12 protein-coding genes are annotated in these 14,499 nt (G+C 69.4%); 5 read left to right on the top strand and 7 right to left on the bottom strand.

From position 1 onward, the window contains the following. Nucleotides 1-50: 50 nt before the first annotated feature. Nucleotides 51-1,208 carry a glycosyltransferase family 4 protein gene (locus tag BST42_RS04845; RefSeq protein WP_083117437.1) on the top strand — a complete coding sequence of 386 codons (1,158 nt, stop codon included), beginning with the start codon at nt 51-53 and terminating at the stop codon, nt 1,206-1,208. A 71-nt stretch (nt 1,209-1,279) separates the two neighbouring features. Here BST42_RS04845 and BST42_RS04840 read toward each other — a convergent pair whose 3' ends face one another. The 7 genes from BST42_RS04840 to pgfA all read right to left on the bottom strand — a co-directional run bounded on the left by BST42_RS04840 (nt 1,280) and on the right by pgfA (nt 9,612). Next, nucleotides 1,280-1,819 (bottom strand): TetR/AcrR family transcriptional regulator, encoded by a 540-nt coding sequence (locus BST42_RS04840; protein ID WP_083117436.1) that lies wholly within the window; start codon nt 1,817-1,819, stop codon nt 1,280-1,282. Continuing rightward, nucleotides 1,803-2,249 carry an SRPBCC family protein gene (locus BST42_RS04835; RefSeq protein WP_083117435.1) on the bottom strand — a complete coding sequence of 149 codons (447 nt, stop codon included), beginning with the start codon at nt 2,247-2,249 and terminating at the stop codon, nt 1,803-1,805. Before BST42_RS04835 ends, BST42_RS04840 begins: the two co-directional genes overlap by 17 nt. A gap of 31 nt (nt 2,250-2,280) precedes the next feature. Next, nucleotides 2,281-3,975, bottom strand: coding sequence for a diol dehydratase reactivase ATPase-like domain-containing protein (locus BST42_RS04830; RefSeq protein WP_083117434.1), 1,695 nt, complete (start codon nt 3,973-3,975; stop codon nt 2,281-2,283). Between the two features lie 2 nt (nt 3,976-3,977). Further along, nucleotides 3,978-4,313 (bottom strand): diol dehydratase small subunit, encoded by a 336-nt coding sequence (locus tag BST42_RS04825; RefSeq protein WP_083117433.1) that lies wholly within the window; start codon nt 4,311-4,313, stop codon nt 3,978-3,980. Further along, nucleotides 4,310-6,529, bottom strand: a complete 2,220-nt coding sequence (locus BST42_RS04820; protein WP_083117432.1) for a propanediol/glycerol family dehydratase large subunit — start codon at nt 6,527-6,529, stop codon at nt 4,310-4,312. Before BST42_RS04820 ends, BST42_RS04825 begins: the two co-directional genes overlap by 4 nt. 141 nt (nt 6,530-6,670) lie before the next feature. Next, entirely contained in the window at nt 6,671-8,404 is a 1,734-nt protein-coding gene (locus tag BST42_RS04815) for an MmpA family trehalose lipid delivery protein (RefSeq protein WP_083117870.1), read from the bottom strand. A gap of 8 nt (nt 8,405-8,412) precedes the next feature. After that, the gene (gene pgfA / locus BST42_RS04810) at nt 8,413-9,612 is read right to left on the bottom strand and encodes a cell envelope lipid trafficking protein PgfA (protein ID WP_083117431.1); all 1,200 of its coding nucleotides are present in this window, start codon (nt 9,610-9,612) and stop codon (nt 8,413-8,415) included. A gap of 171 nt (nt 9,613-9,783) precedes the next feature. Here pgfA and BST42_RS04805 point away from each other — a divergent pair, with 171 nt between their 5' ends. Genes BST42_RS04805 through BST42_RS04790 form a run of 4 tightly spaced genes read left to right on the top strand, consistent with a single transcriptional unit; the run spans nt 9,784 to nt 14,498 of the window. Beyond that, a complete protein-coding gene (locus tag BST42_RS04805; protein ID WP_110918473.1) occupies nt 9,784-10,962 on the top strand; it encodes an acyltransferase family protein in 1,179 nt (392 codons plus the stop codon). Nucleotides 10,963-10,995: 33 nt separating this feature from the next. After that, entirely contained in the window at nt 10,996-12,321 is a 1,326-nt protein-coding gene (locus tag BST42_RS04800) for a glycosyltransferase (protein WP_083117430.1), read from the top strand. A 4-nt stretch (nt 12,322-12,325) separates the two neighbouring features. Then, entirely contained in the window at nt 12,326-13,537 is a 1,212-nt protein-coding gene (locus BST42_RS04795) for a glucosamine kinase (protein WP_083117429.1), read from the top strand. Next, nucleotides 13,527-14,498 carry an SIS domain-containing protein gene (locus tag BST42_RS04790; protein ID WP_083117428.1) on the top strand — a complete coding sequence of 324 codons (972 nt, stop codon included), beginning with the start codon at nt 13,527-13,529 and terminating at the stop codon, nt 14,496-14,498. The genes BST42_RS04795 and BST42_RS04790 overlap by 11 nt, the downstream gene beginning before the upstream one ends. The last annotated feature ends 1 nt before the right edge of the window (nt 14,499 follow it).

Raw genomic sequence — 14,499 nt, 5'->3', positions numbered from 1 at the left:
GTGCGCAGCTGCAAAAGGTGAAACTCGATCGGCGGACTAGGCTGGCTGCGATGTCCACACCCGTTCGCTCCGTCCTGCTGCTGTGCTGGCGGGACACCGGCCACCCGCAGGGTGGCGGCAGCGAAACCTACGTCCAGCGCATCGGCTCGCTGCTGGCCGAATCCGGCATGGACGTCACTCTGCGCACCGCCCGATACCGCGGTGCTCCCCGTCGCGAGCTCGTCGACGGTGTCCGCATCAGCCGCGGCGGTGGCCCCTACAGCGTGTACATCTGGGCGGGGCTGGCCATGGTCGCCGCCCGGGTCGGCCTCGGGCCGCTGCGGCGCGTGCGTCCCGACGTCGTGATCGACACCCAGAACGGGGTGCCCTTCCTGGCCCGGCTCGCCTTCGGGCGGCGGGTCGCCGTTCTGGTGCACCACTGCCACCGCGAACAGTGGCCGGTGGCGGGTCGCTTCTTCGGCAGGCTGGGCTGGCTGGTCGAATCGCGGCTCTCTCCGCGCATGCACCGGCACAACCAGTACGTCACCGTCTCGCTGCCCTCGGCCCGCGACCTGGCCGACCTCGGCATCGACACCGCACGGATCGCCGTGGTGCGCAACGGCCTCGACGACGCACCGCCGGAAACCCTGACCGCGCAACGGTCCCCGACGCCCCGGGTCGTCGTGCTGTCACGGCTGGTGCCGCACAAGCAGATCGAGGACGCACTCGATGCGGTGGCGGCGTTGCGGCCCCGCGTCGACGGCCTGCACCTGGACATCGTCGGCGGCGGCTGGTGGCACGACCGCCTGGTGGACAGAGCCGAGCACCTCGGCATCTCCGACGCGGTCACCTTCCACGGTCACGTCGACGACCGAACCAAACACGCTGTCGTGCAACAGTCCTGGGTGCACGTGCTGCCGTCGCGCAAGGAAGGGTGGGGCCTGGCCGTCATCGAGGCCGCCCAACACGGCGTGCCGACCATCGGCTACCGGTCCTCGGGCGGACTCACCGACTCGGTCATCGATGGGGTGACCGGCGTCCTGGCCGACGATCACCAGGATCTGGTGGATCGCCTGGAACGCCTGCTGGCAGACCATGTTCTGCGTGACGAGCTGGGCGCCAAGGCCAAGGCCCGCAGCCAGGACTTCTCCTGGCAGCAGAGCGCCGATGCCATGCGTACGGTCTTGGAGTCGGTGCACGCCGGCGCCCGGGTCAGCGGCGTCATCTAGCACGACGCGAGATCGACGTCAGGGCTGCGATTGCGTCCAGACAACGACCGTGGCGTCGATTTCGGTGATGCTCACGCTCGTTGGCTCCGAGAGCCGATCAGCGCGGCGAACACACGCGCCGCCGCATCGACGCCGGCGTCGTCATTGGTACCGGCCAGATCCAGCAGCAGGCCGCGCATCACCGCCAGGCTAAGCCGGGCCAGAGCCGGGTCGGCCGCTGACCGGGTCACCGAGAGCCACCGGTCAACGGCGCCGGGCAGCATGGTCGTGAACGGCGACTCACCCTGCGCCCCGCGCGCATAGCACTCGAAGAACAACCGCTCGAGCGCCCGCAGCTCCGGCCTGCGCAGGTGATCCCACATCGCGGCGAACCCCGTGCCGTCGGCCATCAGCTCACTCAGCAGCGCCATCTGCCGCCGCTCCACCTCGTCGACAACGGCCAGCAAGAGTTCGTCCCGAGAGCCGAAGTGATGCAACAGCATTCGGTGACTGGTCCCGACCGCATCGGCCAGCTCCCGCAGCGACCGCCCACCGACACCGTGCGCGGCGCATTCGTCGACCACTGCGTCCAGCAGTTCCCGGCGCCGCTTGAGGTCAGGCGTTCGAGCCACGGAGTTTCCGCAAGCCTTCGCTGCGCGCCTTCAATCCCTGCGCCTCCATCGCCAGGTAGCGGCGAGTCATCGGTCGCATCAGCACGCCGACCACAGATCCGACGATGCCACGCTGGGCGAGTTCCTGGCGCACCAGCGTCGCGCCGTCGGCGGCCGCGATGACGTCGTGACGGGCCGACGTCAGCCCGCCGGGGGAACGCTGGATCCACGTCCACGACACCCCGGGCTCGACCTCGGTCACCGTCCAGACCAACCGTGGCATCCGCGGTTGCTTGATTTCGAAGCGCCGCCCGACCGCGAGTTGCGCGCCGTCGAGCCCGCGCAGCCGGGTGACCGATGCGGTCCAGTCCGGCCAGTGCTCGACGTCGCTGAACACGTCCCACACCAGACCCGCAGGTGCCTCGATTAGGACGCGGCTCGAACTCAACATGTACCAAATGGTACATCTTTGGCCGCGTAGCTCAGTAGCTTTCGGCGTGAAGATGTACCAGGCCGGAGGCGACGGCATAGCGAGGCCCGTGTGCACCGTCGACGTTCGCCCGGCCGACGGCCACCGGGACGGAGCGCAGCGACTCGCCGACCGTCCGCAAGAGTTCGTCGTCCAACGCGCCGCCGCCGGCCAGCACCAGCGCGACCGGCGGCTCTTCGAACGCTTTCAGGCAGCGGGCGATATTGGCGGCGACCGTCTGCTGCTTGATCGCCAACCGCAGGCTGCGCCACTCCTCGGCGGCCAGCCGGTTGGAGAACGGGACCAGCCCGGCACTGCCGCGGGTGCACAACCGGCCGATCGCCTCGCTCGGGGCGGGCGCGTCCAGAAACACCCGGCGACCGTCCTCCTCGTGAGCGATATGCGGCCCCTCCACCCGGATCGCCGGTGAGCGCTTGACCTGCTCGGCCAGCGCCCGCGGAACTCCGAGGGTCGCGGCGACCGCGGTGGTGATGGCCTCGCCCGCGCCGGCGGCCACCACCTCCTGGTTCGCGCCGATCAGGTCGATGGTCCCGCCGCCGATATCGCACACGATCGATCCCGGCGGCAGATGCGGCGTGGTGTGCGCGCCCCGCGCGGCCGCACGGGGCTCCGACGCGATGGTCCGTGCCGGACGCCCACACATCTCGGCCAGGGTCGACGCCGCGTCGGCCACCTCATCCGCCGCCAGCAGCGCGACCACCGTGCCGCTGGTCTCCGCGACTCCGCGGCGCAGCCACGCGCCGTCGTCGATCGCTTTGAGGCTGGTGAAGTAGGCGTCGTCGACCGCGATTCCGGATGCGGCAGATGGCAGGTCGCCGAGGCGCACCGCGACCACGGTGCCGGGCGGGCGCACCCGCAGCAGGCTTTCGGCCTCGGCAGGCGAGTACCGACGGATCACACCGTCGACGCGGCACTCCGCATAGTCGTCGTCGGCGGACGGCGGCTCGGGCTCGGAGTCGCGCAACGTCACGGCGATGGCCGGTGAATCGGCCAATTCCCGGGTGAATTCGGCGATGTGGTGAATGTGCTCGTGCGCCACCCCCAGCGCCGCCGACAGCGCGATCGGGTCGGCCAGCGCACGGTACGACCGGCCTTGCGCCACCACTTCGATCGCCACCGGGGCACCTGGGCGCAAACCGGCGAGGTCGACCTCGTCGACCACCGGGATCCCGCCCGGTATCCGGTTGGCGATCAGCACCGCCTCGTCGCGTTCGATGATCACCCCCGCGATCTGCCACCCTCGTTCGACGGCCTCGCTGATCTGGCGTGCTGCGACCTCGAAATCGACTGTCGCATCCACCGATACGATCACCAGGCCGGCCAGTGCAAGCCCCGCGACATCGGCCAGTGGTACGTGCGCGCCGACCGCCGATCCTGAACCGGCCGGCGTGCTGGCGCTGGGGCGGCGCAGGCTGCGGACGGGGCAGTGTGGCGGCGTCGGCGGTGGCAGCGGCGCGGTGGCGGTGTCCACCGGGCGCAAGGCTGAGAGCACGACCTCGTCCACCCGGCACTCAGATTGCAGCTCGAGTTTGTGCAGCAACGCCGCCGCGCCGGCCAGCGATTCCCAAGATCCCTTGCGGCCCCGGGTCGGCGCCTGCCCGTGACATACGGGTTCCACTGAGCCAGACGAAGTTCGGGCGATGACGATCTCGGTGGTGTGGTTCCCGACGTCGATTCCGGCCACCACACTCAACGCAGCAGACCCCTGCGTTGGTACACCACCGCCGCGTGACGCACCAACTCCGCGCACCGGGTGGCGCCACGCCCCTCCAGGGCGGCGACGAGTGCGTCCAGCTCCGGTACCGTCGACCGATGCGGACGCAATGCCTCGTAGAGACTCATCACCTCGTCGTCACTCATTGTCGCCAATTCAGCTGCGCGCAGGAAGTTTTCGGCCAGTTGTGGGTTGCCGCCCGACCCGGCGACCTCGGCCTGATGGACCAGCGCGGCGGGGTCCATCCGCAGATCCGTCAGCGTCAGCTTGCCGTCGACGGCGGCCGCGACGGTGAATCGATCATCGGTCATGCTCGCCTCGCTTCGACTGTCACGGGGGCTTCACCCGGTTCGCTCGCTTCACGTTCCAACGCGACGAGTGCGACCGCCCTGGCGTGATAGCGCGCCGATATCGACTCGTCGGTGCCGCCGGTGAAGATCGGCACCGGTGCCATGCCCTTGGCGTGACGGGCGGCGTTCTTGCCCAGCTGGCGGTACATGTCGGCGTCGAGCAGCGGCGCCACGCTGAACAGCTCCAGGTTGGCCAACGGTGCCAGGTCTCGGCGATGGATCAGTGCGGTTCCTTTGCCCTGCAGGCCGATTCCGATGCCGGATCCCGACAGCTTCGCCGCGGTCAACCCGATCAGCCCGACATCGATGGTCGATCGGACACGGACCAGCCGGGCCACGCAGCCTTCCTCTTCCAGGCCGGCTTCGATCTGCCGCAGCACCTCACCGACGGTCAGTCCGCACAAGGTCAGCCATACGCTGCGGCCCAGTGCCGGCGACAAGCCGATGCACACCTCGCGGGGATCGCTGCCCTGCCTGGCAGGTTCGACCGGGGTGAACGTGATGTGGCCGTGGTGGTCGGCTTGATCGGCGGTCAGCTCCGCGGCGGTCCTGGCTTGGCGGATATCGTCGATCTCCGAGCGCCGCTGCGTGGACAACGCGTAACCCGTTCCCGGACCGGCATAGTCGTTGGGATCGGTGAGTTTCGACAACACGGTGAAGTTCTCGTCGAAGATGGCCGAGGTCTGCAGCTGATCGCCACGCAGCCGCTCGGCGGTCAACCGCATGATCGCTTCCGCCTCCGGTTCGAAACCCGTCCGGTGCAGCGCGGCAACGACATCGAACACCGTCAGCTGACGGGCCTCGATCGCGGCCGCCGCCTCGGCGACCATCTTGGGATGACCCGCGGGCAGGTCACGAGAACCGTTGGCCACCACCACTTCGTCGACGCGGGCGTCGTCGTAGTCGGCCAGGCCGAGATCTCGGTAGACCGCCTGCACCGCGGTGGCCGCACGACGTCGCACCCGGGCCAGATGCTCGGGCGACACGGTCCGCAGCCCGCCGTCGGCTCCCCAGTCCCGCTGCAACACCAGGAAGTCGTCCATGTCGTCGGAGTTGAAGTTCGACAGTGCAAAGGCGTTGTCGTAGCGGGGAATCGAGCCGAATCCGGAGAAGATGAAGTCGGCCCCGGCGAGTAGGACAGGCAGGGTGTGGGCGCTGCGGCGGATGTCGGACTCGGAGATCAGGTTGTCGTTACCCGCGCACGATTCCAGGTCGCGCAGCATCACCATGAGGTTCTCGGCCAGCAGCTCCTTCATTCCCTCGGGAACCGAGGCCACCACACCGACACCGTCGATGCCACCGTTCTGAACGCCTTGCGACCCGAGTGCCCGGGCCAGTGACACGCACCGCGACTCCAGGTACAGGATCGAGCACTTCTCAGCCGCACCCATCAGCACCTCGGCGCCGCCGCCGCTGGTCACCCGCATCTTGAGACCGCGGGAGGCATAGGCGGACGTGAGGATTGCCTTGGAGAACGGGGTGTCGTCACCGTCGACAAACACCTGCTCGGTGCCATAGATCGAGATCGTCTCGGCGTAACTGGTCAGGCCACGCAGACCCAGCCGCAGCTCGAGTGCTTCCTCGATCGAACACTGGGCCATCGCACCGGGAATGCCCACCTGGCTTCCGATCAACAGTGCCACCGCATTCGACGGGGCGTCACCGAGGACCGGCACCGTCGTCTCGACCTCCCGGAAGCCATACGCCACCGCGCTGGCGGCGTCGGCGGCGATCAGCAGTGGGTCGTCGAGCTGATTGGTGACGTGCGCCTGATTACTCGGGGTACGGCGGGCGCGCATCTTGGCCATCGCCATCTGCATTTCGACCGGTGTCATCAGCGCGACCACCCTGGCCAGCTTGGCCGGCGTGGTGCCACCGACCAGGCGCACCACCTCCGAGCGGGGCACATTGACGTCGACGGCCATCCTGGCCAGCGCGGCGTCGTCGAGCGACATGGCCTCGGTGGCCGCCTCGAGGTCGATGCCGTGCCGTGCGATGAACTCGTCGATGACGTCGAAGTCGCTCGCAGGTTTCCCGTCGAGTTCGACGACGACACCGTCGCGAACCACCAGCGACGGTGCCGGGTCGTGCGGGCTGTGCATCGCGACCAGGCCCAGGGCGGGGTCTGCCACGCTGAACCCGTCCAGGTTGACCGCTTTCGCATCGAGGATCCGCATCCGCCCCTGGTCGAGATCCTCGGGGCGAGATAGTACCTCGTCGTCAAGTCCAGCCATACTCTCCGTCATCCTCGTTCCCGCGCCCAGTGCAGTACTCACACCTGACACGAATCGCCTTGTCCTCGAATACGATACGGGCGATCAGGGCGCCGCGTCGGGGGTCGCCGAACTTGACCCGCGGCGGCGGCGGCAGGCCCCGGACAGTGCCGCCACCGCGGCGCCGAACAGCGTCGCCAGCCATACCAGGTGGGCGGCGATCACCGCGGCCCGCGCTGTGGGCGTCGCACCGCGGCTCGTGCCGCCGACCCGGTACAGCGTCAGGTCCTCGTCACGGTAGGCGACCGGAAACCGTTGCAGCGTCCGTTGCGCGTCGCCGACGGTGCCTGCGCTGCCCGATTCGACCACCACCCAGCCCACGCCTGCGCCGGCGAGCGCCTCGGGGGAGCCGCCGGCCACCAGCATCCGCTGAACGTCGCGGGCATGACCGCCCTCACCGGGCACGGTGTGTCCGGAGATGGTGAGGTCGCCGGTGGCCAGCACGTCGGCGCGGACCCAGCGCGGCAACGGATCGAGCACCGGCGCCGCACCGGCCCACGCGACTTGGCGCATGCTGTCGGCGGGCAGCACGGCGACGTCGGCCGGGTAGGCGTCGATCATCGCCGCCACCGTCGCCCAGCCCTGGGGATAACGCACCGGCGTGACCTTTCCCCAGACGCCGAAGGCCAGATCGGGCAGCACCGCGATGAGCGCCACGACGCCCACCACCGCGGTGGCGCCGGGCCGGAGCCGGCCCCGCAACGTCACCACCGCCGCCGCGGCAGCGACCGCATAGCCGGGCATCGCCAGCGCAACCCACTTCTGCCCGTCGCGCAGGATCCCGACCGCGGGCACGGCCTCTACCACGTCGCGCAGCGCCGCGAGCCCCGGTCCGGTCGCTGCCGCGGCGGGCAGCAGCACTCCGATCGCGGCAAGCACCAGCAGCGGCAGGACGGACCGGCGACGCAGTACCGCAGGCAAGCCGATTGCCACCACGCCGAGCAGCACCAGCGTCGCCGGCAGCGCGAAAAGCATTGTGCGCGAGGAGGGAACGGCCTCGGCGTTCCAGATCCCGCCTAGTCCGGCCAGGCTGCCGAGGGTACCGAGCCCCGGCTCCGCGCGCGCCGCGAACGCCGTCACCCCCGGGGACGGCGACGAGCCGAGTCCGTCACCCAACGCCGACGCGGTCAACCAGGGTGACGCCGCGAGCAACGCGGCCGTCAGCACCCCGGCAGCGCACCATGGCCGCGACGCCCCCGTCCCGGGAACCGCGACACAGGCCAGCGCCACCACGGCGGCCAGCAGCAGCCCGGTCGGCGTCAGCCCGGCCAGCGCGATCCAGAACACCACCGCCGCCCAGCGGGCCGCGGTCGCCTCATCCCGCACCCGAATCACCGCACAAGCCACCCACGGCAGGCAGCCGTAGCCCACCAACAAGCTCCAGTGCCCCTGCAATAGGCGCTCCGCCACGTAGGGGTTCCACACCGCGAGCGTCGCCGCCACCAGTTGCCCGGGTATCCCCGCGTCCGGCACCAACTCCGCGGCCAGCCGTCCGGCTCCCCAGCCGGCCAGGAAGATCCCGGCGATCAACAGCGCCTTCACCACCACGCCGCCGTCGAGCACCGGCGTCAGTGCGGCGATCAGGAAGTCCTGCGGGAGGGCGCGGGGCGCCGATTCGGACAGACCCAGTGCCGCATCGGAGAAATACGACCGCGGCGTGGACACCGCGTCGCGCAACAACAGGTAGCCGGGCGCGAGCAGTGGTGCGGTGACCGCGACGGCCAGCAGGAGTGCGTACCCCGGCACCACCCACCGGACGGCCCGGCGCGCCTGGGTCACGGGCGTGCTCACCGCTGCGGCGGCGGGGGCTCCAGGTCCGGTCTGGCCGCGGGCAGCTTCTCGGTGGCCGCCTCGGCGGCCGGCATCGGTCCCGTCTCGTCCTTGCCGAAGAAGCCGTGGTCGGCGGTGTCCAGGCCGGGGTCGATCAGCGCCGACTCGGCGCGCAGGCTGAACGTGCCCAGCAGCGCCCCGCCGACGAGTGCCACCAGACCGGCGGCGGTGAAGCTGATCGGCAGCACTCGCGACCACAGTCCCACCCGGTCGCGCTCGTCGCGGGCGGAGGCCACCCGGTTCTCGATGGTCTGCTCGGTGGAGGTGACCTTGTAGTCGGCCAACTCCATCTCCGGGCGCAGCGCGTCGCGGGCGTAGTAGTGGTTGGCGTGCTCGGTGGACTTGACGATGACGCCGGTGACCGGGTCGACCCAGAACGTGCGCTGCGCGGCGTAGTAGCGGGTCATGGTGACCGGCTCGTCCGGCGGCCCGGGCAGACCCCACAGCTCGGCCCGCGCGGTCACCTCGCCGTCCTCGTTCTTGTCGTACAGCGAGGCGTACTTGATCGGGTCGACCAACTTGCCGTCGGCGTCATAGCCGACGTTCTGGGTGAACCGGTAGGTGGTCAGCCCGTTGACATCTTCCTGGCCGTCGTAGTTGGCGTCGAACGCCTTCTGCGCGATCGGGTCGAAGAACGGATAGGTCTTCTTCTCGGTGTCGAACGGGAACCGGTAGGCCAGGCCGTCGTGGGGCAGCGCGATGTTCGTCGGCGGCTTGTTGTCCTCGAAGGTGCGCGGCTTCTGCACCGAACCGCCCGGATGGGTGTCGTCGGACACCGCCATCGCGGTGCTGCGGTTGACCGTCACGGTATCGACCATGGCCAGCAGCAGTCCGTTGTCCTGCTGCTTGTCGCTGCGCCGCACGCTGGTGCCGGCCTGCAGCGTCACCACGTCGGCGTTGGCCGGCGACTCGACGGTGATCTGCTGCTGGGAGACCAGGGGGACGTTCTTGTCGACGACGAACTTCTCACCCAGCAGGGACGCCGGATCCAGTGCGCTACCGGTGCCGTCGCTGACCAGTGTCTCGTCGATGTTCAGCGGGATCTTCTTGATCTTGCCGGAGGTGTAGGTCGTCAGCAGCAACGCGGCGATCAGGAGGGCGGCTCCGAGCCCGATGACGCCGAATGCCGCGATACGCACCATGCCTGCGCGATTCACGCTGCCGTGGCCTCCTCACTGCCGATCGTGCCGTGCCTCGCCTGACGGCGAAGCAAACCGGGTTCGACCCTAACAGCCCAGCCCAAGGCACCGGTTCATTAGGAGGTCGCCACCGCAGGCCAGGTGTACCCACTTTCGCGCAGCACCCTCCTCCGGCGCACACTGGCATCCATGACGACGGAGGTGGACCGGGTCGGGGGCACCCGTGGCTTCCTGCCCGCCGTCGAGGGCATGCGCGCGTGCGCCGCCATGGGGGTGGTCCTCACCCACGTCGCATTCCAGACCGGCACCACCGGCGCCGTGATCGGACGGCTGCTGCATCGCTTCGACCTGGCCGTTGCGGTGTTCTTCGCGCTGTCGGGCTTCCTGTTGTGGCGCGGGCACGCCGCGGCGGCCCGGGGACTGCGCCGCCGGCCGCCGACCGGGCATTACCTGCGTTCGCGGCTGGTGCGCATCATGCCCGGATACGTGGTGGCGGTCGTCGTCATCCTGACGCTGCTGCCGGAGGCCAACCACGCCAGTTGGACGGTGTGGTGGGCGAACCTGACGTTGACCCAGGTTTACGTCCCGCTGACGCTGACCGCAGGGCTCACCCAGATGTGGAGCCTGTCGGTCGAGGTGAGCTTCTATCTGGCCTTGCCGATCCTGGCGTTCCTGGCCCGCCGGTTGCCGGTGCGGGCCCGGGTCCCGGTGATCGCGGCCGTCGCGCTGGCCAGCCTCGGCTGGGGTCTGCTGCCGATCCACACCGTGCAGGGCGTCAACTTCCTGAACTGGCCGCCGGCCTACGCCTCCTGGTTCGCCGCGGGCATGCTGCTGGCGGAGTGGACGGTCAGCCCGCTGGGGTGGGCGCACAAACTGGCCCGAAACCGTCTGGCCGTTTTCGGCATCGCGCTGACGGCGTATCTGATCTCGGCCTCACCGCTGGCCGGCCCGAAGGATCTGGTTCCCGCCACGCTGGGGCAGTTCGTGATCCGCACGTCGATGGGGGCCATCGTCGCCGGTGCGCTGCTGGCACCGCTGGTGCTCGACCGGCCGGACACCCCGCACCCGATTCTGGGCAGCCGGTTCATGGTCACCCTGGGCCGGTGGTCCTATGGGCTGTTCGTGTGGCATCTGGCGGCGCTGGTGATGGTGTTCCCGATGGTCGGCCGGTTCATGTTCAACGGCAACCTGATCGTGACGCTGGTGTTGACGCTGGTGCTGGGCTTCGCGATGGCAGCGGTCAGCTATGCCCTCATCGAATCGCCGTGCCGGAATGCACTGCGGCGCTGGGAGTATCGAGGTAAGGCTCCGGTTCCGTCGCTGGACAGTTCGGTTGATGATGCACCGGAGCCGGTGATTGCGCGATGATCTTTGCCTGACCCGACGTCGGAAGGGATCGCCATGGCTTCTGAGGCACTGACCATCATGTTCTGGCCGGAGTCGGCCTACGGCCCGACGAACCAGTGCATCGGTCTGGCGGCCATCCTGCGCGGGCGCGGCCACCGGATCGTGTTCGCCGCGGAAAGTTCATGGGCGGGCAAGCTCGCACCGCTGGGCTTCGTCGAAGAGCTGGTCGATCTGGCCGAACCTGCCGAGGGCGCGGCCGACGAGGATCCCGGCAAGTTCTGGACGGACTTCATCGCCGAGACCGCGCCGGAGTTCCGCAAACCGACCGTTTCCCAGCTCGAAACCTTCATTCAGCCGACCTATCAGGCGCTGATCGACGGCGCGAAATATTGTGAGCCGCGGCTGCGGGAGATCGTGGCCGAACATCAGCCCGACGTGATCGTCGAGGACAACGTGGTGCTGTTCCCGGCGTTGGTCAGCGCAGGAGCACCGTTCGTGCGGATCGTGTCGTGCAGTCCGCTCGAAGTGCCGGGACCGAATGTGCCACCACCGTTTTCCGGGCTGCCAAGTGCCGATCCGGCGCAGTGGGACGCGTACCGGGCCGAGTTCGACCGCACCCATCGTGCGATGTGGTCCGACTTCAATGCCTGGGTTCAGCGCCACGGCGCCGACCCGTTGCCGGATCTGGAGTTCATGCCGCGCGACAACGCTGCCAATCTCTACGTCTATCCGGCCGAGGCCGACTACGTCGGCGCACGTCCGCTCGACGGCAGCTGGACGCGGATGGACTCCAGCGTCCGGGAGACCGACGCGGAGTACGAGCTGCCCGCATCAGTCGCCGACCGACCGGAGTCCAGCGCGTTGATCTACCTGTCGCTGGGATCGCTGGGCGGCGCCGACGTGGAACTGATGCAGCGCCTGGTCGACGTGCTGGGCACGACCGAGCATCGGTACATTGTCAGCAAGGGTCCGCAGGCCGATCGGATCACGTTGGCCGACAACATGGTCGGCGAGCAGATGCTGCCGCAGACCAAGGTCATCCCGCAGGTCGATCTGGTCATCTCGCACGGCGGCAACAACACGGTGACCGAGACCCTGCACTTCGGCAAGCCGCTGATCGTGCTGCCGCTGTTCTGGGACCAGTACGAAAATGCCCAGCGCATCGACGAACTCGGCTTCGGTGCGCGACTCGACACGTATGGCTTCCGCGACGAGGAGCTCATCGCGGCCGTGGACCGGATCCTCGCCGACACCGAGCTCCGCGGCCGGCTGGCCGACATCGGCGCGGCGATCCGGGCCCGGGACGGTCTGCGAGTCGGCGCCGACGTGATCGAGCAGGTGGGACTGCAGCATCGGAACCGCGACAGCACGTCAGGCTGATGACGTGGGCGGTGAACTCGACTCACTCGATCTGGCTGTCGGTAAACGACTTTCGGTCGTCGCGACCGCGAACGGGTTGACCGCCGACCCGCAGGTCCGCAACCCGGACGGGTCGTGGCGGCGCGCCCGGCCCGGCGATGGTGTCGCCGAGGCGCTGGTGGCGCTGCTGTCGACGGCGCCGGAGGTGTCCGAGATCGGATCGTTCACTCTGCACGCCTGGGCGGCACGGGTCGCGACGGGCGAACGGGCGATCACCGTGGATCAAACCAACGAATCGGTGATCGTTGGCGACGCGGCGGTGGTGAAATGGGCCGCGCATCTGCAGGCCGGCCCGCATCCGGCGCCCAGCCGGATCGAGACGTTGCGCACCAATGGCTTTCGGCATATGCCGTGCCCGTGGGGGCTGATCACCTGGCGATCTCGAGACGGCGCCGAGACGCTGGTGGCCGGCGTCGACGAATATCTGCCCGGCGCCGTCGACGGGTGGACGTGGGCGGTGGACCTGATCGCGACGGCGGCGGCCGGGCCCGGGGCCCCAGCGCATGACCTGGCGTCGGCGGCCGCCGACGTCGGCACCGTGATCGCCGAACTGCACGCTGCCCTGGCGGTCACCGCGACCGTCGCCTCGCCCGCCGATGCGCAGAGGTGGCGGACGGCGGCGGCCGCAACCCTGGATGATGCTCGGGCGCACGCTGATCCGGTCATGCGGGATCTTCTCCAAAGCCGGGCGATCAACGAGATTCTGGACGGTCTCGGCGGGATGGCCGGTACCCCGCTGATCGAGGGCCACGGCGACCTGCATGTCGGTCAGGTGCTGCGACATCCCGGCGGATACGCGGTCATCGATTTCGACGGCAACCCGGTACTACCGCCCGCCGAGCGGATCCTGCCGATCCCGGCTGTCCTCGACGTCGCCGGATTCGCGCAGTCGCTGACCCACGCGGCTATCGTGGCCCGCCGCCACCACCGCGTCGACGAACAGGCATTGTCCAGGGTCGAACGGCTGGCTCGCGATCAGTTCACCAGCAGCTACACCACGCACCTGGCCGCACTGGGACACGGCGGGTTGTACGATCCGGCCTGTCTGCGGGCATTCCGCCTGCAGCAGGTGTTGCGGGAAGTCGTCTATGCGGCACGGCATCTGCCGCGCTGGATGTACGTACCCGAGGCCGCCCTATCCATGTTGCTCGACGAAGGAATCACCGGTGGACGCTGACGGCTTCGCCGCGGACCTGGCCCGCAAGCCCGAGGTGTTGTCTCGGCTCGCTGAGCGCCTCGCCGCCGACAATCCCTGGGCAGCGGTCGTTCCTGCCGGCACGGAGCGGGTGGTGTTCCTCGGCATGGGGTCCTCCGCCTACGCCGGGGCCGTCGCGGCCGCGCGGTTGCGGGCGCGAGGGTTTCTCGCGGTCTCGGAGTTGGCGTCCACGCGTCTGCTGCCCGCGTGGGGGCCCGGCACCCTGGTTGTGGCGACGTCGGCAACGGGAGGTTCGGCGGAAACACTTGATGCGCTTCGCCGGCTGCCCGCCGGGGTGACCGCGGTGGCGCTGACCAACACCGCGGGATCACCGATCACCGAATCATGCTCACCGGTCGTAGATTTGGCTGCCGAACCCGAGCGCGGCGGGGTGGCCTGCCGGAGCTATCAGCACACCCTGGCACTGCTCATGGCGCTCGAGGTGCATCTGGCCGGGCACGACACGGTGGGCGTGGCCGAGTCGATCGCGAAGGCAGCCGAGGCGAGCGCGCACCTGCTCGGCACCGAGGCGGCCTGGCGTCCCGAGGTGGCCGGCATGCTACTCGGGCCGGCAGGCACCCATCTGGTGGCGCCCGCCCACCGGTTCTGCTCGGCGCAGCAGGGCGCGCTGATGCTTCGCGAGGGGCCGCGCCGCCCTGCCGTCGGGTGTGAGACCGGCGACTGGAGCCACGTCGACGTCTACCTCACCAAGACCACCGACTACCGGATGCTGGTGTTCGCCGGCTCGGAGTGGGAGGACCAGATGGCGGAATGGACGACGTTGCGCGGCACCACCGTTGTCGCGGTGGGCGGCACCGTGCCGGGGACCCGGCTCGAGGTCCGCTACCCCGGCGACGACCACGACGATGTGCGGCTGCTGACCGAAGTTCTGGTGCCCGAGTTGGTCGCGGCCCGCGCCTGGCAGCAGACCGCGGCGGGCTGAG

The sequence above is a fragment of the Mycolicibacterium rhodesiae genome (genome assembly GCF_002086695.1).
Taxonomy (GTDB): Bacteria; Actinomycetota; Actinomycetes; order Mycobacteriales; family Mycobacteriaceae; genus Mycobacterium; species Mycobacterium rhodesiae.
The sequence above is the reverse complement of the archived record's forward strand: the minus strand, read 5'-3'. Positions and strand labels throughout refer to the sequence as shown.

Coding starts and splice junctions, on each gene's coding strand:
- BST42_RS04845 (WP_083117437.1), top strand. CDS start 51: ATGTCCACACCCGTTCGCTCCGTCCTGCTGCTGTGCTGGCGGGACACC.
- BST42_RS04805 (WP_110918473.1), top strand. CDS start 9,784: ATGACGACGGAGGTGGACCGGGTCGGGGGCACCCGTGGCTTCCTGCCC.
- BST42_RS04835 (WP_083117435.1), bottom strand. CDS start 2,249: ATGTTGAGTTCGAGCCGCGTCCTAATCGAGGCACCTGCGGGTCTGGTG.
- BST42_RS04820 (WP_083117432.1), bottom strand. CDS start 6,529: ATGCGGATCCTCGATGCGAAAGCGGTCAACCTGGACGGGTTCAGCGTG.
- BST42_RS04800 (WP_083117430.1), top strand. CDS start 10,996: ATGGCTTCTGAGGCACTGACCATCATGTTCTGGCCGGAGTCGGCCTAC.
- BST42_RS04825 (WP_083117433.1), bottom strand. CDS start 4,313: ATGACCGATGATCGATTCACCGTCGCGGCCGCCGTCGACGGCAAGCTG.